Genomic DNA, 18,796 nt, shown 5'->3' with positions numbered 1-18,796 from the left:
TTCGTACGGATCGCGTACTCGCGTCGCCCGTACAAACGACCAAGTGTCGGCCCGTGGAACGTCGCGCCAGCGTGACCGACCCCGACACGACCCGCGCGCAGCCGGAGGCCGACTCGAGGGCGCGATCCCTCTACTTCACCGCCCCGGGGACCGTCGCCGTCAGGTCTCGCCCCGTCCCGGAGCCCGGACCCGAGGAGGTTCGCGTCCGGACCACCGCGTCGGCGATCAGCGCCGGCACGGAGGGGCTGCTCTACCGGGGGGAAGCCCCGACCGATCTGCCGGCCGACGAGGAACTCGAGGCGTTCGACGGCGACCTCTCCTTTCCGCTCCGGTACGGCTACGCCGCGGTCGGCGAGGTCACCGCCGTCGGCGCGAACGTTGCCGAAAAGTGGCTCGAGCGGACGGTCTTCGCGTACAACGCTCACGAGAGTCAGTTCGTCGCCGAGCCGGAGACGCTCCTTCCGGTCCCCGACGGCGTCCCGCCGCGGGAAGCGACGCTCTTCGCGAACCTCGAGACGGCGGTTACCTTCCTGCTCGACGGCGAGCCCCGATTGGGAGAACGGGTTACCGTCTTCGGACAGGGGACCGTCGGCCTGTTGACGACGGCACTGCTGGCTCGCACGCCCCTCGAGACCCTCGTCGCGTTCGAACCCGACGAGAACCGCCGCCAGCGTGCCGAGCGGTTCGGCGCGGACCGCGCGCTCGATCCGGCGGACGACGACGTTTCCGAGGCGTTTCGGGAGATCGCCGGCGACCGGGCGGACCTGAGCTACGAGCTCTCGGGCGATCCCGACGCGCTGAACGACGCCGTCGCGACCACCGGGTTCGACGGCCGTGTGCTCGTCGGCTCGTGGTACGGCACGAAGTCCGCGACGCTCGATCTCGGCGGCCGCTTTCACCGCGACCGAATCGAGATCCGGAGCAGTCAGGTGAGTACGATCGATCCGCGACTCTCCGGCCGCTGGTCTCGCGAGCGCCGTCACGACCTCACCTGGGAGTGGTTGCAGCGGCTCGAGGTCGCACCACTGCTCACGCACGAGGTGCCGCTCGAGGACGCCGGCGAGGCCTACGAGTTGCTCGAGGAACGCCCCGACGAGGCGATTCAGGTGGTGTTGACCTACGAGTAGTCGAGCTGGCGGGTCGAGTAACCCCTGATCGTTACTACGCTGGGCCGACTACACGGCTCATGGCTATCATCGCCGAGATTTCGATCGAGGGGGACGAGTTTCTGCTGGGACAGATCATCGCCGAACATCCCGGCCTGTCAGTCGAAATCGAGCGCGTCGTCCCCGCCGACAATCGGATCATGCCGTACATCTGGGGGTACGGAACCGACCTGAAGGCGTTCGAGGTCGCGATGAACGAGAGCCCGAACGTCAGATCGATCGCCGTGCTCGACGAGTACGAGGATCGGGCGCTGTACAAGATCGAGTGGGAGGATCCGGCCGAACAACTGATCGCCGGCATTACCGAGACGGACGCGACGATTCTCGAGGCCCACAGCGACGAGGAGTGGCTGTTTCGCATCCGGTTCGAGGACCACTCCGGGCTCGCTCAGTTCAACACGTACTGTCGGACCCACGATATCAACTATCGACTCAGTCGCGTCTCCTCGATGGACGAGATGGAGTCGGGTGAGCGGGACTACGGCCTCACCGAGGCCCAGTACGAGGCCCTCTCGCTCGCCGTCGAACGCGGCTACTTTAAAGTGCCACGCGACGTCGAGTACGACGAACTCGCCGCGGAACTGGACGTTTCGGTCCAGGCGCTCTCCGAACGGATCCGGCGCGGAGCGGATAAAGTGCTTCAGGATGTGTTTCGCCAACGAAATTCCCGGAACTCTCGAAATTAGGAGCCAGGAATCGCGTACCGGTAATATTCAGGAAACTCTGAGTACTACATAAAGAGCATGAGTAGACCGGATATCAGGCTTTGGTAGTCATGCTCTAGTAGAGAGGTATGGTCGAACAACTCCGTCTCGAGCAGGTCGAGACTCCCGAATTCCTCGATACGTTTTACACGGTACTGGCGAATGCGACCAGACGGAACGCCCTCCAGTATCTGCTGACCCACCGGGACCCGGTCACGGTGCACCGACTGGCGCTCGAACTCGCCGCAGTCGAACGCGGAGTGCCCGGCGAAGACGTGACCGGTGAGCAACAAGGGGAACTGGCCCTGCTGCTGAATCACATCCACCTCCCAGCGCTCTCCGATGCGGGCATCATCGAGTGGGACCGAACCGCCGAACTGGTCTCACTCACACCGCTGCTCGACCAGTTATCCGTAACGACGCCGGATCCGAGCGGACTCCCCGGACTGTCGGTGTCGGCTCGATCGGAGACGAGCCACTGATACGGTCTGCTGTAACGATTTACTGGAGCAACCGTAGGACGAGTCGCGGTTGCTCCGGAAATGACTTACAGCAGTCCGTATGAGCGAACCCCGCTTCACCGACTGCAACGCACGGTCGAAATTTAGTCCCTCACCGTCGTATCGCGGGCCATGTACTCGGTGTCCGTCTCCCGCTCCCTCGTCGCCCAACACTACCTGACCGTTCCCGATCCCGGTCCCGAGGGGGAGTTGCACTCCCACCAGTTCACGGTCGAGGCGACCCTCCGCGGTCCGGAACTAAACGAGTACGAGTACCTCGTCGATATCGACGACGTGACCCGCGCGATGGACGCGCTGGTCGAGTTCTACACCGACCGAACGCTCAACGAGCTTCCCGCGTTCGAGGGCGCGAACCCGAGCGCCGAGCGATTCGCCCGTCTCTTCGGCGACCGGCTGCTCGAACGGCTCGAGACCGACGGCGTCACCGAACTCCGGATCGAGATCGAAGAGGACGACGTAGCCCGCGTGGCCCACGAGCGCCCGATCTGACGATGCACGTCGGCCTGGTCGTCGAGGGTGATCTCGAGCAAACGTCGGGCGGCTACCGCTACGATCGGAAACTGGTCTCGTTTCTCGAGGCGCGGGGGGACAAGGTCGACGTGATCTCGCTCCCGGCGCGGCCGGACGACGCTCGAGAGACCGTGCTCGAGAAGGATTCCGCCGCTCCCGAACTCGATCCGGCGATCCGCGAGCGATTGGACCGACCGTACGACGTCCTCCTGCAGGACGAACTCTGTTACCCCACGCTGGTCGAGCACAACACGCATCTCGAGCGCCCCGGAGCGGTCGTCGCGCTCGTCCATCTCCTCCGGACACCCGATCCGACGGGAGACGATTCGCGCGTGCGCGAATGCGAGCGGCGCTACCTCGAGTCCGTCGACGCGGCGGTCTGTACCAGCGCGTACACTCGCGATCGGACGGCGGCCCTCACCGAGAGCGTGCTGCCGACGCTCGTCGCGCCGCCGGCCGGCCGCCACGAGGACGCGGTACTCGCAGCCAGCGTCGTCCGCGAACGCGCACGGGCCGACCCGTTCCGAATCGCGTTCGTGGGGAACGTCGTCCCGCGAAAGAACGTCACGACGCTGCTCGAGGCGCTCGCACGACTCGGCGAGGGGGATCGAGACTGGCGGACGACCGTCGTCGGCTCCCTCGAGGCCGACCCCGAATACGCTCGCTCGGTTCGCGAGCGTGCGACCGCGCTCGGCGTCGACGACCGGGTGACGATCACCGGGCGCGTCGAGACGGCCGCTCTCGAGTCGATCCTCGAGCGTTCGCACGCCCTCGCGGTACCGGCCCGCTACGAGGGGTTCGGGATGGTCTACCTCGAGGCGATGGAGTACGGCGTCGTGCCGATCGCCAGCGGCGTCGGCGGCGCGAGCGAGTTCGTCGCGGACGGCCGGAACGGGTTCGTCGTCGATCCGACCGATCCGAATCGGCTCGCGGATCGAATCTCCGCGCTCGCGTCCGACCGTGACCGACTCGCAGCGTTGGGCACCGGGGCGCTCGAGACGGCGGCGGCCCATCCCGCGTGGGCCGAAACACTGGGCTCGGTTCGGGCGTTCCTCCGACAGTGCTGCGAGGAGACGGAACCCACTGGAGGTGAACCGACGTGACCGACTCGATTCAGTCGTACCTCGAGGCCAAGCGATCCGTCGACGACCGCGCGCTGAACCGGCGCGTCCTCGAGCGGTTCACGGCGGAACTCTCCGGCCGACCGGAGCCGGTGCGGATCCTCGAACTCGGCTGCGGCGTCGGCACCATGATCGCTCGCCTCGCCGAGTGGGGCTCCCTTCCGGCGCGGGTCTCCTACCGGGCCGTCGATCGGGACGCGGCCAGCATCGAACGCGCGCGCGAACTGGTCCCCGCGTGGCTCGAGGCCAGTGGATACACGGTCGACCGTTCCGAGTCGGCCACCGGCGAGACGGTCGGAGACGGTGTCCCGAAATCGACGACGCTCGTCGCCCGCCCGGTCGACGCGAAGGACAGTCGAACCGATACGAGCGCCGACCGCTCCGCCGCGAACGCCGATCGCTCCGACGCGCGACTCGAGATCACGCTCGAGGTCGCCGACGCGTTCGAGATCGAGGACGAGGGAGACGCCGTCGTCGCGGCGGCGCTGCTCGATATCGTCGCCCTCGAGGACGCCGTGCCCGCCGTCGCCGACCTCCTCGCGGACGACGGATTGTGCTACGCGCCGATCACGTACGACGGGGCCACGACGTTCGCCCCGCGGGATCGGCTGGACGAACGGATCGAAGCCCAGTATCACCGTCACATGGACGACATTCGGGATGAAGGGAGCAGTCGGGCCGGAAGCGCCCTCGTCGCGACGCTTCCCCGACACGGCTGGGACGTCCTCGCCGCCGGCGGTTCGGACTGGCTCGTCCGATCGGTCGAGGGTAGCTATCCCGGCGACGAACGGGCGGTCGTCGCTCGCGTCCTCGAGACGATGGCCGACGCGCTCGAGGCGGTGCCGTCGCCCGAACTCGACGCCGGCGCTCGTTGGCGGTGGTTCGACCGTCGGTGGCGCGAACTCGAGGACGGTGACCTCGTCTACGTCGCGCACAATCTCGACGTTCTGGCACGCGTTCAGTAAACTGGTCACTCGCGGACCGGCGGCTCTCGACCACGGGTGCCGAAAAAGGGTCTCGCCCGGCGTCGACGTCCGATCGGATTACGCTTCCGCTTCGCCGGCGAGAACGTCGTCGTACTCGCCGCCGTCGACCTTCTCCTTGAACTCTCGCGCGTCGTCGCCTTCGATGGTGACGCCCATCGAGGCGCAGGTGCCGACGACTTCCTTCGCGGCGTTGATCGTATCGTAGGCGAGCAGGTCGGGGTGTTTCTGCTCGGCGATCTTCTTGACCTGATCGACCGAGAGGTCGGCGACGAAGTCCTTCTGGGGTTCGCCGCTCCCGGTGTCGAATCCGGCTTCGTCCTTGACGAGCGCCGCCGTCGGTGGGACACCGACGTCGATCTTGAAGGAGCCGTCGTCGTCGTAATCGACGGTGACGGGCACTTCCGTGCCGTCGAACGCTTCCGTCTGGTCGTTGATCTGCTGTACGACTGCCTGCACGTCGACGGGGGTCGGTCCGAGCTCGGGACCGAGCGGCGGGCCAGGGTTGGCCTGGCCACCCGGAACGAGCACTTCGATGGTTCCAGCCATACCCATGAAAACCCGTGCGCGAGTTTTAAGGGTTGCTAATTCGCCCAATCACGGCCTGTCACTGACTACCGTGGGTCGACCGGTGAGTCGTGACGCCCACTCGGCGAGTCGGGGGCACTGCTCGCCGCTCGGCTACTCGACGGCTTCCGCTCGCCACTCGGCGAACGACTCGAGGACGCGGCTCTCGTCGAAGCGCTCGATACAGGGCACGTCGTAGGGGTGGAGTTCCTCGAGTCGATCGACGAGGTCGTCGTAGGCGTCGTCCGTGGTCTTCGCGAGCAAGAGGGCCTCGTCGTCGTGGTGAATCTCGCCCTCCCAGCGATAGGTCGACGTCGTCGACAGCCGGTTGACGCAGGCTGCGAGTCGCTCCTCGACCAGTCGTTCGGCGATCTCGTCGGCCTCGGACGGCGGTGCGGTGATGTAGACGGTCGGCATCGCTTCGAGATACGGGCGACGGCACAAAAAACGCCGCGCACGTCGCTCGAGCGCTGCGCGCGAGAGATCGTTCGTCGATCGGCCGATACAGCAGATGGTGTCGGACCGAGAACCGCGAGATTAGCTCCGATTTTCGACGACCGGATTGAACGTCCCGTTGATATCCCACTCGTGGAGGCAGTGGGGGTTTCCGACCTGCTTTTCGCCGTCTTCGCGGACGAGTTGCCAGGCTTCGAGGCGCTCGTCCCAGTGTTCTGCTCGACTGCACCGTTCGCATACGCGGGCGGTTGGCGTCCGTACGTGTAGGCTCATTATCGCACTGTGAGAACCACACACACATAATGTTGTTCCCCTCCGGCAAGTGCTGCCTTACAGCGATTCGGAAAGTCATCGAGTCGAATAAATCGGGGACTTCAAACGAATCGACTGCTTACTCGAGCGCGAAACGACGGGTTACCGAGGCCAGCTCAGAGCTGCGTTCGGTCTCGGTCGACGGGCTGTTCGCCGGTCCTCGAGCGTCCGCGTGCGTTCCGCCCGATACGCTGGACGACCGGGAAGAGGCCGCCTCCTGGGGAGCGGTAGAGCGCGATCAGCGACCACATGACTGCAGTGGCGAAGACGGCGATCGCGGCGAGGGTCATCCCCAACGAGGCGAACGTCGCCGCGTAGACGACACCGAGTCCCATCTTCGGCACGCTCGTGATCAGGGGAATGCGTGAATCGGCGTCTCGAATCGGCGGGACGAGAACGGCGACGGTTAACAGACTACCGAGCACGAAGATGAGATCCTGCCAGAGCATAGAAATACTACTCCGTCACGAGTAAATATACACGTCGGTCGGAACGGGAGCGGACAGCGGCGTCCAACGAGCGAACATTGCGAACGAGCAAACGCTACGAGCGATCGAACGCTGCAAACGACCGAACATTGCGAACGACCAAACGCTACAAACGACCGAGACTGCATTCAGCCGACTCAACCCCATCGCCCCGAACTCGCCCCGAACATCGGCGCGACGCCGCCTCGATCAGTAGACGGCGTCTTTGATCTCCTCGCGAAGTTCGTCGAACTGCTCGAGATAGCCGCGTCGGTCGGCCCGCAGGTCGGCGACGGCCTCGTCGTAGTCCTCGACGTGGTCGGGGACGTAGTAGTCCTCGATCTCCAGACCGGGAACGGTCTCGGGGATCGTCAGGCCCGTCCGGTCGTCGGCGGTCCACTCGATCGTGTCGCGTGCGGTTTCCGTGAGGATCGTCACCGACTCTTCGACGCCGATATCCGCCGACTTCTCGCCGAGATAGCCCGTGTTGATGACGTAACACTCGACGTCGAGTAGGCCGATCAGATCCCGGAAGATGTTCCCTTCTTTTCCCTCGGAACCCATGATGAACGGGTTTGTACCGACGACACGGATCGACTCTCCCGCTCGAGAGGGATCGCCCGCACTGGTCTCGATCGACTCGCCGAGCATGAAGGCGACGGCGGCCTGCTCGTCGGTAAGTTTCGCGACCGGCGGCATCAGCGGATTCCGGGTGATAAAGAAGACCTGATCTATCCGATCGAGGTCGATATCCTCGGCCGCGCTCTCGAGTTGCTCGCGCTGGACGATCGCGCGGGAGTTCGAGGTGTAGCGGTCCTCGTCGAAGTGGACGGAGCCGTCGTCGTCGACGGCGACGTTCTCGAGGATCGCGGACTCGTCCGTCGCGGCCTCGTAGAGTTCGGGCTGCTCGTCCTCGTCGAGGCCGATGGTCTTGATGAACAGGCCCTCGCCCTCGCTGCCGGGAACGGAGCCGTCGGGCAGGAGACCGCAGACGTCGTCCTGTAACATCGCGGCGTCTTCGTCGCCCTCGAGCCAGCAGCCGTGGGAGGTCAGGGTCGACTTTCCGGTCGCCGAGAGGCCCATGAACACCTGGCCGACGGTCTGCAGTTCGCCGTCGTCGTCACGAACGCAGACCCGCTTGCTGCCGGCGTGGAGGCCGATTCCCCCCTGTTCTTTGATCCGGTACATGAACAGCCGGAGGAACGATTTCTTGGCTTCGCCGGTGTAGTCGCTGCCGAGCACTGCGGTGACGTTCTTGTCGGGGAGCACGCGGATCGCAGTCTCGTCGTAGTCGGGGACCTGAACCGTGTAGAGGTCGGGATCGCGACCGTCGGTCGGCTCGAACAGATTCGCCCACGCGAGTGCGATCCGGGCGTGTTCGACGGGAACGAAGAGACGGCAACAGTACGTCGCATCGGAGTGACGACCCATGAGACGGTCGACGCAGATCATTTCGCGGTCGCGGGCGAGGGCGATCGCGTCGGCGACCAGGTCGTGATCGTCGTCGTCGAACTCGTGGTCGACGGTATTCTTCGTCCGATCCGAACTCCGCGACCGATACTCGCTGACGTACGACGGGGAACCGAATTCGGTCGTCGTCTCGTCGTCGGCCGCGAGTTTACGAAGCTCCTCGAGTGATGGGTTGTACCGGACGTTCGACGCAGTCGTCGGGTCGGGAAGCTGTCGGGCCAGCGGACGGGACTCCGCCCCGGTTTCGGACATATACGTAACCCACCAACAGCACGATGTATAAACATGGAGGGTTTTGACCGGTGTGTGTCACGTTCTACCCAGTGACTACGTGACGTATGGCTGTTCATACCCGTTAACGGGCCGTTCGTAACCGGTCCGTTACGGACCCAAATACTGTCCGAAATGTGGTATATGAGAGAATATACTCGAGTCAGAAATAATTCTAATCGGTCGACGATAGCTCGATAGCGATGATAGTGACCGCGCACAAACGGTGACGAAGAACGCGACGACTGGGAGCCGACCAGCCACAACCGTTCGTTCGTCAGTCACGACGAGCACTGTCGCGACAGCGTCGACGATCGCAGCCGCCTCCGTGAGTCAGTGTGAGAAGCAGGCCGTTACTCCGAGACGACGACCGTCCCGATCATGCCGCCGTCGACGTGGGGGATGCAGATGTAGGTGTACTCCCCGGGAACCTCGAACGTGTGTTCGTACGTTCCACGGGTCCCGATTCGCCCGCCTCGGTCCTCCCAGGCGTCGCGAGCGGTCTCTTCGTCTTCGTAGCCGCCGCTCGCGAAGTACGCCGCGTCGTCGGGAATCCCGTTCTCGAGGGCGGTTACGGTGTGGTCGGCGTCGCTGGTGTTCTTCCAGACGACGGTCTCTCCGACGCTCGCCTCGTACTCCTCGGGGACGAACCCGTTTCTGGTCATCCCGATATCGCAGTCGTCCCCGCCGCAGAGTTCGTCGTCACTGAAGGCGCTACGAACGGACGAACAGCCCGCCAGGCTGGCGGATACGGAAGACCCGACGAGGGCGAGGTAGGCGCGCCTGTTCATACGAACGCGTTGGGATAGTCGCGATATAACCGCCCCGGTTCATTCCTCGAATGTGGGACCGGTCGGGCGGCCAGCCCGCGTCTCCAGCGTCGACGGTCATTGCTCGCATCCGTCCGTGTTGAAACGAAAACACGTAAGGTGGCTGCCCGTCGATTCGGCGAGTATGCTCCCCCGGTTCGTCGGACGGCTCGGCGTCGCCGACGCGGTGACGATCGCCAACGCCGCGCTGGGGTTCGTCGCCATCGTTATCGCGTTCGTCGACATCGCGCTCGCCGCCCGACTCATCCTGCTCGCAGCCATCGCTGACGGACTGGACGGCATCCTCGCCCGCCGCTACGGCGGCACCGACGCCGGCCCCTATCTGGACTCGCTGGCCGACGTCGCCTCCTTCGCCGTCGCCCCCGCCGCCCTCGCGTTCGTCGTCGTCACCGACGGCCTCGAGGTCGGATTCGACGCGGTCAGCGGGGAACTCCTCCTCGTCACCGCGATCTGTGCCCTCTTCGTCGCGATGGCCGTCACCCGACTCGGGATGTACACGGCCTACGACATCTCCGGCAGCTACACCGAAGGCGTCCAGACGACGCTCGCGGCGACGGTCCTCGGCGCAGCCATCCTCGCGGGCGAGACCCAGCCGTGGCTCGTCCTCGCGGTCACGGGCGCGTTCTGTTACCTGATGGTCTCGCGGATCCAGTACCCCGACCTGCTCGCCCGCGACGCCGGGATCATGGGCGTCGTCCACGCGCTCGCCATCCTCGTCCCCACCGTCGCCGGTCGAACGTTCCCCTACGCGCTGTTGACGCTCGGCATCGCCTACATGCTGCTCAGTCCCTGGTTCTACTGGGGCGAGCGCGAACGCCGCACGGAACCCGAACTGCATGGAAACGCTTAGGGCCTTCCTGGGACGACTGTAACGCATGTACACTGCCACGCGTCGGCGTTATCTCCGGGTCCAGATCCAGGTGGTACCATGAGCGATGACGAGGCAGCCGATACGGGAGCGGACGCCGAGGACGAATCGGCCGACGAGGAACCGGAACCGATCGACCTCGAGGCCATTCGCGAGGCCCTCGCAGGCTTCGAGGACGACGTCGAATCGCTCGAGGGAGACCTCGAAGCGGCCGAAACGGAGGACGATCTCGACGGCGTCGAGGCGGACCTCGAGTCGTTCCGCGAAGCGTTCGAGGAGATCGAGATTCCGGAGCCGCCCGAAACGGAAGACGACGAGGACGAAGACGACGAAGCGGAGGAGATTACGCCGGAAGAAGAGCTTCAGGAGCGCTACGACGACATCGAGGACGACCTCTCGGACCTCGAGGACGACCTCGAGGACCAGCGCGGTCCCTACGGCGAGGACGTCGTGGGCGAGATCGAGGCTGCCAGCGGGACGATCACGGGCACCCGCTGGACCGAGGAGGGCAACGCCGAACTGATCGAGGCCGTCGACGACTTCCTCGACGACCTCAACGAGTTGCTCGGCAGTTCGGTCACGCTGGTCAACCAGGGCGACGGCGTCCCCGAACAGCTCGAGGCGACCCTCGACGGGGCGAGCGAGGCCGTCGAGGCCGCCGCCCTCGACGCGGACGACGACGCCGAGACGATCGCCGGCCTGCTCGAGGCGACCGACGACCTCGAGTCCGATATCGACGACGCGACCGAGTGGACCGACCTCGAGATCCGCGAACAGCTGCGACGGGAGGGGTTCTACGACGTGCTCGACCACGTCAAGGACTTCCCGCCGGAGTGGCACGCGATCAAGATCCACGAGAAACGCGGCAACGTCGAGCAGATTCTGCTGGCCCTGGAGACGTTCGATTCGGACTTCATGGAGGAACACTGCATGGAGGCCTTAGAGCGGATGGGTCCCGAGGAGGCCATCGACCCCATGCTCCAGAAGGCCAACCGCCGGGACACCGCCGCGATGCGGATCCTCGGGAACATCGGCGTCGCCAGCGACGACGTGGTCGAAACCTTGCTGGATTACGTCGACTCCAACCCGAACCTCCAGAAGCCCACGTTCAGGGCGCTGGGCGAACTCGGCGCCGAGGCGGCGGTGCAGCCGATCGCCAACCAACTCGTCGAAGAGAACCCCGACGTCCGTAGCTGGGCCGCACGCGCACTCGGGCTGATCGGCGACACCCGCGCCATCGACCCCCTCGCCGACGTCCTCGAAGCGGACGAGGAAGACCGCGTCCGCGCCAGCGCCGCCTGGGCACTGAACCAGATCGGTACCGCGGAAGCCCTCGAGATCGTCGCCGACTACGGCGACGATCGGGCCTATCTCGTCCAGGCCGAGGCCGAGAAGGCGAGCCTCGAGCCGGCGGCCTGAGCAGTCACGATCGACATCGCTCGTTTTCGCGCCCGACAGTTTATATACGAGCAGGCGGCCAGATCGCCCGATGGATCGTCGTCGAGCGATGGTCGTCGCCCTCGTCGGAGTCGGTCTCGTTCTCGGGGGATTGAGCGGCGGGTTTCCGGCGTCCGATGCGGCGACCGACGGCTCGGCGACGAACGGTGGCTCCACCGCCCCATCCTGCCCCGTTGGCGTCGTGGGTTCGACCGGCCTGGCCGACTCGAACGGTACCGCTGACGAGCCCGACGCCACCGGCGGCAGCACGCCCCAAATCGTCGAACTCTATCCGAATCCGACGACCCACGGGAACGTCGGCGAGTATCTGGTCCTCGAAATCCCGCCCGACACCCGACTCGAGAACTGGACGATCACCGACGGCCACACGACCGCCAACCTGCCGAACGAGACCGTCTCGGGACGCGTCGCAGCGAGCGCCGATCCCGCCGTCACCGACGGGTTGACCGACGATCCCGTGCTCGAACTCGAGGGCCACCTGCGTCTCGCCGTCGACGGCGACGACCTCGAACTGCGAAACGGAACGACGCCGGTCGATTCGGTTTCCTACGACCGAGCTCCGACGGCGGAGCGCTGGTATCGAAGCGAGGACGTATAGAACGGCGAACTGTCGGCCGACGGCGATTGGCACCCGCGAGGCGCCACCTGCCTGCCGGTCTCGAGTGCCGAAATCGACGAGGCGACGGCGTTCGTCCTCCCCGACGAGACCGATCTGCCGCTCGAGACGATCCGCGAGGCCGACGATCGACTCCTGCTCGCCGGCTACACCCTCACGTCCCAGGCGGTCGCCGACGAACTCGTCGACGCGGCCGCTCGCGGGGTCGACGTCGCGGTCCTCCTCGAGTCCGGGCCCGTCGGCGGGACGCCCGAAGCGACCGACCCCGTCCTCGAGACGCTCGAAGATGGCGACGTCGACGTTCGCGCGATCGGTGGGGAGGACTCCCGGTATCGCTACCACCATCCGAAATACGCCGTCGCCGACGACCGCGTGCTGGTCACCACCGAGAACTGGAAGCCGTCGGGGATCGGCGGCGGCTCGAGTCGCGGCTGGGGCGTCCGCCTCGAGGACGACTCGCTCGCTGCCGATCTCGCGGCGGTGTTCCGAGCCGATCACGAGGGGTGGGATACCGTATCGGGGTCCGCCTACCGGACGAACGCGTCGTTCGTCGACGACGAGAGCACCGGAACGTCGTCACAGTCGTTTCCGACCGAGCACGAGCCGGAGACGGTCCCGGTCGACGCCGCCGAACTGCTGGTCGCACCGGACAACGCGGAGGGCCGACTGCTCGAGTTGCTGCGCGAGGCCGACGACGAGATCCTCGTCAAACAGGCCGCTATCGTCGACGACGTTTCCGTCCTCGAGGAGACGCTCGAGGCGGCCCGCCGCGGCGTGGACGTCGAGATCCTGCTGGACTCGAGCTGGTATCACGAGGACGCGAACGAGGCGCTGGCACGGGAGCTCGAGGAGACGGCCGCGGACGAATCGCTGTCGCTCGAGGTTCGCCTCCTCGATGAAACGGATCGCTTCGAGAAGATCCACGCCAAGGGCGTCGTGATCGACCGCGAGATCGCCGTCGTCGGGAGCGCGAACTGGAACGAGAACGCCTTCGAGAACAATCGGGAGGTCTTGCTCGCACTCCACGGCGAGGAGGTGGCGGCGTACTACGCGGGTGTCTTCGCGGACGACTGGGAGGGAGACGTTGGACTGTGGGCGCTGCCGTTCGGGCTCGGCGTCACCGTCGTCGTGGCGCTCGCGCTCGCGGCGCTGGTCGGGCATCGATACGTTCGGTTCGGAGACGTGTAGTTCGGTATCGATCGGGAGACGTTCACACGAGTATCCCGCGCTGTAGGGAATACTGATAACCACGTTCGCTTTGCCCGCGCTGGCGGTACGGATTTCCACGCCCTCCCCAGCCGATTCACTCGTTCGCAAACTCACTCGCTCATCCCTCGCACGAAGTTGCGTCGCGGTTCGCTGTTCACTCACCGCGACACAGCGCGCGCCACCGCATGTAGTTCGATCGGCCTGAGTAGTGTGGATGCGTCGAACGCCGGTAGAGACGATGCCGCTCAGTCCGCACAGCCGTCGGGACCGACCTCGAGATGCTCACAGTAATCCTGCTCGGGGTCGAAACAGTCCGGACACTCGCCGGGCCGATCGATAATCGTATCGAGGCGCTCGGCGACAGTGTCGTCGATGACGCTCTCGAGGGCGCGAGCCTCGTCGCGGAACTCTTCGACCTCGAGGACGTTGGCGAGGAATCGCTCGATGATACAGTAGGTCTGAAGCGCGTCGTGGGCGCGTTCGATGCCCTCGCTGGTCAGGCTCACCCCCTTGTACTTCTCGTGTTCGACGAACCCTCGGCCCTCGAGTTTGCCGATCATTTCGTTGACGCTGGCCGGACTGACCTCGAGCAGGTCCGCCAGTGTGCCGGTCGATGCGGGGCCATCTTCGATCCGTTGGGCGAGATAGATCGCCTTCAGGTATTGATCTGCCGTGTTCATCGGGTCCCTCCGTCGGTGCTGTCCGCGCTGTCGGTGACGCTCACGGTCACAACGGACTGGAGCGTCCCGGTCATGCTCTGTGCTCCATGATTTCGGCCACTTCTTCGACGCCCTCCTTTTCCTCCTCCCGGATCTCGTACAGCGTCTCGAGCAGTCGGTCGCGATCGATGGCGAACTCCGACTCGGAGGCTTCGACCGCGTCGATCAGATCGTCGTAGAACTTGTAGGCGGTCTCCTCGTTCGCGAGTTGGTCGTAGAGCACGCCGTCGGTGTCCTCCGGCGGTCCGTACTGCGCATCGACTAACGCGTTGATTTCCTCGTACGCCACGGTCTCGGCCTCGAGATCGTCGATCAGCGCCTCGAGTCGCCCGCGGTGGTCGGCCGACTCGTCGGCGGCCTCTGCGAGCAACTCGCGTATCTCCTCGTCGATCGCCGTCCGTTCGGCTGGCGGGAGCGAGTCGAGGTGATGGGCGGCGCGTGACTCGACGACCTCCTCCAGTACGACCCCGATCTGAAGCAATCGGGCGAGCTGATGGTCGCTCGAGACGCGCTGTCCCAGACTCATATCACGTCGTCCGTGCCGCTGATACTTAACCGTCCCTACTCGCGGACTGTTCGCTCGGTAGTGGTCGACGGGGGAGGGCAATCGTTACGAGCGTCGGTTCCATCGAAGACGTCGATCCTGACGGGGGATCGATCCGTTCCAGAGACGTCTTCAGTAGCGTTATCAGTAGTTGGTGAGACGATTTCTTCGTTCAGGAGAAGATCTGAAACTGAAACGCCCGCATCGGTACGTACATCTGCGAACTGACCGCGGACCGATCTACCGATACTGCAGAAAATATTTATCGTCCACTGATATTATTCGTGGCATGAATACTGTGCGCCTCACCAAATTACGAGAAGCCGACGACCGCTTGATTGGGGTCTCACTGAGTATGATCGGCTTGGGATGGATCAGCCTCCAACCACTGGCAACAGAGTTGACTGGGGCACTTGGACTCTATCCGTCGGAGGTTGTATCTGGGTCGATTGGAATCGGCACTATTCACATCGTCTTCGGGCTCGTCCTCCTGAGTAACGAGCAGCTGAATCGCTCATTTTCGTTTTCAGAATCAGTACTGGCTGGAGTCGTTGCCTTAGTGGCGAGCAGCGGGGTGCTACTATATTGGGAGGTTATCCAGAGTGGAGTCGTTCGTGTCGAGGCACTCGCGTCATTCTCATCTTTTGCCTGTTATGTGGCCGCATGGGGGTTTCCACTCGGATTTGCATCCACACGCCGTCAACGATTTTACGCAATCGGCGGCCTCTGTGTAATCCCAGTCGCTATGCTCGTAGCCATACCAGTTCTGGTTCTTATAAACGGGGGCTGGTTAATTCTAATCGCAGCGTTCTCTATCCCAGTCGTTCTCGCCCTAATACCACTGATTCTGCTATTGGCTGCTCCATTACTCATTGCTGGATGGAGCGCCCGTTCTCTTCACTCTGCGACAACGAAGTGACTGCGCTCGAGGCTTGACCCCGAAGCACTTGGCCTGCTTTCTCTGCTGAATCCATCCTCTGCACGTATTGTGAGTTTCGCGGACAGTATCGACTACCGAACCCGTACCACCGTGTGAGGGTACCTTGCTCTCTTTTCCGCGTGAAGTACGGGCCGCCTCGATGCCGCACGGAACGCGCATACGAGATGTAACCGGTAGCTCGAGTCCCATCCGATCGTCACGTTCGTCCTGTACGTGGCGTCTCCAGTGTGTGCACTGTTGCTCTATGCGACCCTCAGCACGGACGTTCCGGTCGGGTACGCTCTCAAACACGGTGTAGTGTGCGGCGTTGCGTTCGCGGTCTTCTCCATCGTGTTTCACGGCTGGCCGTCCACGTCGTCCGAGCCGTAGCCGCCTCCTCGAGTGGGAGACACCGATCGTATCGTCGGTATCGACACCCCATCCGATTCGCTCACTCCCGATATTGCCACACGCGCGTTCCCTCGCCGCCGTCGACCGCGTCGACCTGTTTGAGCCCCTCCTTGATACACTCCCACCAGCTATCGGCCGTCTCGTAGCCGGCAGGACACTCCGCGTAGAGCGCGTCGACGAAATCCGAGCGCCGTGCCCGATCCTCGTCTCGCAGGTACGCGAGCGCACGACCGACGGCGTGGCGACGCTTCTCGAGGACCGCCGTCGAGCGCCCCGGAATCGAGAGCGCGTCGAGATCGGTGATATCGTCGCCGGGACGAACGCCGCCGCCAGCCAGTCGGGTCGAGGAGGTGTACTCGAGACCGGTCTGGACGTCGCGATTCAGCCGCTTTCGCGTGGTCGCGACCGCTCGCCGGGAGAGTTCGTCGAGCCGTTCCGCTTCGACGTTACCGAGCACCCCGGCGTCCTCGTGGACCGGATCCTCCCGAATCCGTGCGATTCGCTCGGGTGCCAGCCCGCCGGATTCTTCGGCGGCCGACTCGAACGGTACCGCTGACTCTGCGTTCGAACCCGGACCCGGATCACTCTCGTCCCTTTCCGTCGATCGCGCTTCCTCACGCGCACGAGAGGGACTCGAGTCCGCGCTATCGTCCGATCGAACCGTCGAGTCGGGGCCCTGTCGAACCGTTCGCGGTGACCCGTGAACCTCGATCGGGGACTCGCGGTCCGGTGTGTCGCGACGGGGCTGGCGGTCACGCGAATCGTCTCGAGCGTCGGTGTCGTCGCCTTCGTGACCCGATCCCGTTGAAGTCTCGCCTGGGATCTCGTTCGTTCGCGTCGCCTCGGCCGCCGTCGTCGAAGCGTCGGCTGCTCCGGAGCCGTCCCCATCGCGCTCGAGCTGCGCTGTGATCGTCGCGACTCGCTCCTCGAGCCGCGCCAGTCGTCGACTGTGATCGGCCAACAGCCGATCCTGGGCCCCGTCGAGGTCGTAGCCGTCGGCCTCGATCGAGCCGCGGTGTTCGATGATCCACCGGACGTACGCCTGTCGACTCTCGAAGCCGAACAGTTCCCGTTCGGCCTCGAGCGCGGCGACGATTTCGTCCTCGAGTTCGACGGAGAGGGCCTGCATCGGGTGGTGGTTTTACGCTCGGCTACAAAAAGGATCGTCAGACGCAGTCGCGTCGGACTCGAGGCGATTCGACCGGAAATCGAGACGGACTCGAGCGACGGCTGTCGGTCGGGAGAAAGAAAACAGAGAACCGAAAGCGACCCTCGTTAGTCGCGCTGACGCAGTCGTCGGAGGATCTTCGATCCTCCGAGCCGTTCACTCGCTCGCTTATTCACGGAGCGTGTCGCTCCGTTCGCAAAACGAGACTCCCACTGCGTTCCGAGTCTCGCTACTCACGGGACGCAAACGCGTCCCGTTCGTTCGAGGTTCTCGTTAGAGAACCTCGCTACTCTCGCTCGCGAAGCCGCGTGCCGATCAGTTCCACCAGATCGTCGCGCAGTTCGTCGACGTCGACTTCCTCGAGGACGGGCACGAAGAACCCTTCCACGAGCATGTTGCGTGCGGCGCGGGGGTCGACACCGCGGGAGGTCATGTAGAACAGGTCCTCCGCGTCGATCTGGCCGACCGTCGCGGAGTGGCTGGCCTCGGTGTCGTGATTGTTGATGATCAGCTTCGGGGAGGCGTCGGCCTCGCTGTCGTCGCTGAGCATCAGCGTGTTCTCGCGCTGGTAGGAGCTGGTGTCCCAGGCATCCTGCCCGACGTCCTGGACGCCCTCGTAGACCGAGCGGGCGACGTCGTCGGTGACGCCGCGAGTGACGAGGTCGGCCGTCGTGTGCTCGGCGCGGTGCCAGACCTTCACGTCGAGGTCGAAGTGCTGATCGTTGTGGCCGTAGAAGGCCCCGACGATTTGCGTTTCGGAGCTATCGCCGCTGAGCAGCGTCGAGACCTCGGTCTTGGTCAGCTGGGTGCCGATGTTGCCCTCGATCCAGTCGATCGTCGCGTAGGTGTCGGCGACACCGCGCTTGAGGGTGAAGTTGTAGGCGTCCTCCGAAAGGTTCTGGAGGCTGCCATACTGGACGTAGCTGTTCTCGCCGGCGGCGATTTCGACGATACCGCTGTAGTACTGTTCGTCCTGTTTCTCGCCGGTGGACTGACGCTCGAGGATCGTGACCGAGGACGACTCCTCGGTGACGACGAGCGTGTAGTTGAACAGCGAGCGGGAGTTCTGCTCGGTCCGGATGGTGACGTCTTCGGCGTCGACGCCCTCGGGGACGTAGACGACCGTTCCGGTGCTAAACAGCGCCGTCGAGAGCGCCGTCAGGTAGTTCTCCTGGGGATCGACGATGGAGCCGAAGTGCTCCTGCAGGAGGTCGTCGTGTTCCTGCACCGCGTCGGCCCACGACAGGACGTCGACCTCGTCCGGTCCGATCTGGTCCTTGTCCTCGGCCGCGTTCAGCGGGTCCACGAGGGACTCGAAGTCGAGTTCGTGGAGGTTCGTCCAGTCCCGACCCGGCGTCCGGATGACGTCCGGCATGTCGAGGTCCTCGAGCGCTTCGAGCGCCTCGAGACGGGTCTCGAGGAGCCAGTCGGGCTCGTCGAGATCCCCGCTGATTTCGCGTACCTGTTCGTCGGTCAGATTGGCGTGTACCTGTGTTCCTGCGCTCAT

General features: G+C 64.6%; 19 protein-coding genes and 1 pseudogene. 10 read left to right on the top strand and 10 right to left on the bottom strand.

The window, feature by feature from the left end; translation table 11 throughout:
- Positions 1-71 precede the first annotated feature (71 nt).
- From ACSFC7_RS13375 to ACSFC7_RS13350, 6 genes are all read left to right on the top strand, one after another.
- Entirely contained in the window at positions 72-1,127 is a 1,056-nt protein-coding gene (locus ACSFC7_RS13375) for a zinc-dependent alcohol dehydrogenase (protein ID WP_436343287.1), read from the top strand.
- Between the two features lie 59 nt (positions 1,128-1,186).
- Entirely contained in the window at positions 1,187-1,852 is a 666-nt protein-coding gene (locus tag ACSFC7_RS13370; RefSeq protein WP_436343286.1) for a helix-turn-helix domain-containing protein, read from the top strand.
- Positions 1,853-1,959: 107 nt separating this feature from the next.
- On the top strand, positions 1,960-2,352 hold the full coding sequence (locus ACSFC7_RS13365) for a DUF7344 domain-containing protein (RefSeq protein ID WP_436343285.1): 393 nt from the start codon (positions 1,960-1,962) through the stop codon (positions 2,350-2,352).
- 150 nt (positions 2,353-2,502) lie between these two features.
- Positions 2,503-2,880, top strand: a complete 378-nt coding sequence (locus tag ACSFC7_RS13360; protein WP_436343284.1) for a 6-pyruvoyl trahydropterin synthase family protein — start codon at positions 2,503-2,505, stop codon at positions 2,878-2,880.
- A gap of 2 nt (positions 2,881-2,882) precedes the next feature.
- A complete protein-coding gene (locus ACSFC7_RS13355; RefSeq protein ID WP_436343283.1) occupies positions 2,883-4,004 on the top strand; it encodes a glycosyltransferase family 4 protein in 1,122 nt (373 codons plus the stop codon).
- Positions 4,001-4,987: a class I SAM-dependent methyltransferase gene (locus ACSFC7_RS13350; protein WP_436343282.1), complete on the top strand. Its 987-nt coding sequence runs from the start codon at positions 4,001-4,003 to the stop codon at positions 4,985-4,987. The genes ACSFC7_RS13355 and ACSFC7_RS13350 overlap by 4 nt, the downstream gene beginning before the upstream one ends.
- A gap of 78 nt (positions 4,988-5,065) precedes the next feature.
- Here the strand turns inward: ACSFC7_RS13350 and ACSFC7_RS13345 are convergent, their stop codons facing one another.
- The 6 genes from ACSFC7_RS13345 to ACSFC7_RS13320 all read right to left on the bottom strand — a co-directional run bounded on the left by ACSFC7_RS13345 (position 5,066) and on the right by ACSFC7_RS13320 (position 9,338).
- Positions 5,066-5,554 (bottom strand): 50S ribosomal protein L11, encoded by a 489-nt coding sequence (locus tag ACSFC7_RS13345; protein ID WP_436343281.1) that lies wholly within the window; start codon positions 5,552-5,554, stop codon positions 5,066-5,068.
- 132 nt (positions 5,555-5,686) lie between these two features.
- The gene (gene cutA, locus ACSFC7_RS13340) at positions 5,687-5,989 is read right to left on the bottom strand and encodes a divalent-cation tolerance protein CutA (protein WP_436343280.1); all 303 of its coding nucleotides are present in this window, start codon (positions 5,987-5,989) and stop codon (positions 5,687-5,689) included.
- A 120-nt stretch (positions 5,990-6,109) separates the two neighbouring features.
- Complete coding sequence (locus ACSFC7_RS13335; protein WP_436343279.1) at positions 6,110-6,301, bottom strand: HEWD family protein; 192 nt, start codon at positions 6,299-6,301, stop codon at positions 6,110-6,112.
- Between the two features lie 155 nt (positions 6,302-6,456).
- Positions 6,457-6,789, bottom strand: coding sequence for a hypothetical protein (locus tag ACSFC7_RS13330; protein ID WP_436343278.1), 333 nt, complete (start codon positions 6,787-6,789; stop codon positions 6,457-6,459).
- Between the two features lie 228 nt (positions 6,790-7,017).
- Positions 7,018-8,529 (bottom strand): phosphoenolpyruvate carboxykinase (ATP), encoded by a 1,512-nt coding sequence (locus ACSFC7_RS13325; protein ID WP_436343277.1) that lies wholly within the window; start codon positions 8,527-8,529, stop codon positions 7,018-7,020.
- Positions 8,530-8,900: 371 nt separating this feature from the next.
- The gene (locus tag ACSFC7_RS13320) at positions 8,901-9,338 is read right to left on the bottom strand and encodes a cupredoxin domain-containing protein (RefSeq protein ID WP_436343276.1); all 438 of its coding nucleotides are present in this window, start codon (positions 9,336-9,338) and stop codon (positions 8,901-8,903) included.
- Positions 9,339-9,501: 163 nt separating this feature from the next.
- Between ACSFC7_RS13320 and ACSFC7_RS13315 the strand changes: the two genes are divergently transcribed.
- The 3 genes and pseudogenes from ACSFC7_RS13315 to ACSFC7_RS13305 all read left to right on the top strand — a co-directional run bounded on the left by ACSFC7_RS13315 (position 9,502) and on the right by ACSFC7_RS13305 (position 13,507).
- Complete coding sequence (locus ACSFC7_RS13315; protein ID WP_436343275.1) at positions 9,502-10,227, top strand: protein sorting system archaetidylserine synthase; 726 nt, start codon at positions 9,502-9,504, stop codon at positions 10,225-10,227.
- 78 nt (positions 10,228-10,305) lie between these two features.
- On the top strand, positions 10,306-11,664 hold the full coding sequence (locus ACSFC7_RS13310) for a HEAT repeat domain-containing protein (protein ID WP_436343274.1): 1,359 nt from the start codon (positions 10,306-10,308) through the stop codon (positions 11,662-11,664).
- Positions 11,665-11,734: 70 nt separating this feature from the next.
- Positions 11,735-13,507, top strand: a pseudogene (locus ACSFC7_RS13305) (phospholipase D-like domain-containing protein).
- 266 nt (positions 13,508-13,773) lie between these two features.
- On the opposite strand, the gene ACSFC7_RS13300 reads toward ACSFC7_RS13305, so the two are convergent.
- Together ACSFC7_RS13300 and ACSFC7_RS13295 are read right to left on the bottom strand one after the other, a co-directional pair.
- Positions 13,774-14,208 carry a metal-dependent transcriptional regulator gene (locus ACSFC7_RS13300; RefSeq protein WP_436343272.1) on the bottom strand — a complete coding sequence of 145 codons (435 nt, stop codon included), beginning with the start codon at positions 14,206-14,208 and terminating at the stop codon, positions 13,774-13,776.
- Between the two features lie 70 nt (positions 14,209-14,278).
- Positions 14,279-14,773: a ferritin-like domain-containing protein gene (locus ACSFC7_RS13295; protein ID WP_436343271.1), complete on the bottom strand. Its 495-nt coding sequence runs from the start codon at positions 14,771-14,773 to the stop codon at positions 14,279-14,281.
- 307 nt (positions 14,774-15,080) lie between these two features.
- Here ACSFC7_RS13295 and ACSFC7_RS13290 point away from each other — a divergent pair, with 307 nt between their 5' ends.
- Entirely contained in the window at positions 15,081-15,710 is a 630-nt protein-coding gene (locus tag ACSFC7_RS13290; protein WP_436343269.1) for a hypothetical protein, read from the top strand.
- A 451-nt stretch (positions 15,711-16,161) separates the two neighbouring features.
- Here the strand turns inward: ACSFC7_RS13290 and ACSFC7_RS13285 are convergent, their stop codons facing one another.
- Both ACSFC7_RS13285 and sufD read right to left on the bottom strand, forming a co-directional pair.
- Complete coding sequence (locus tag ACSFC7_RS13285) at positions 16,162-17,250, bottom strand: hypothetical protein (protein WP_436343268.1); 1,089 nt, start codon at positions 17,248-17,250, stop codon at positions 16,162-16,164.
- A 325-nt stretch (positions 17,251-17,575) separates the two neighbouring features.
- The gene (gene sufD / locus ACSFC7_RS13280; protein ID WP_436343266.1) at positions 17,576-18,796 is read right to left on the bottom strand and encodes a Fe-S cluster assembly protein SufD; all 1,221 of its coding nucleotides are present in this window, start codon (positions 18,794-18,796) and stop codon (positions 17,576-17,578) included.

Source organism: Natronorubrum halobium (assembly GCF_051351675.1).
Lineage (GTDB): Archaea > Halobacteriota > Halobacteria > Halobacteriales > Natrialbaceae > Natronorubrum.
This window is presented reverse-complemented; position numbering and strand designations above follow the sequence as displayed.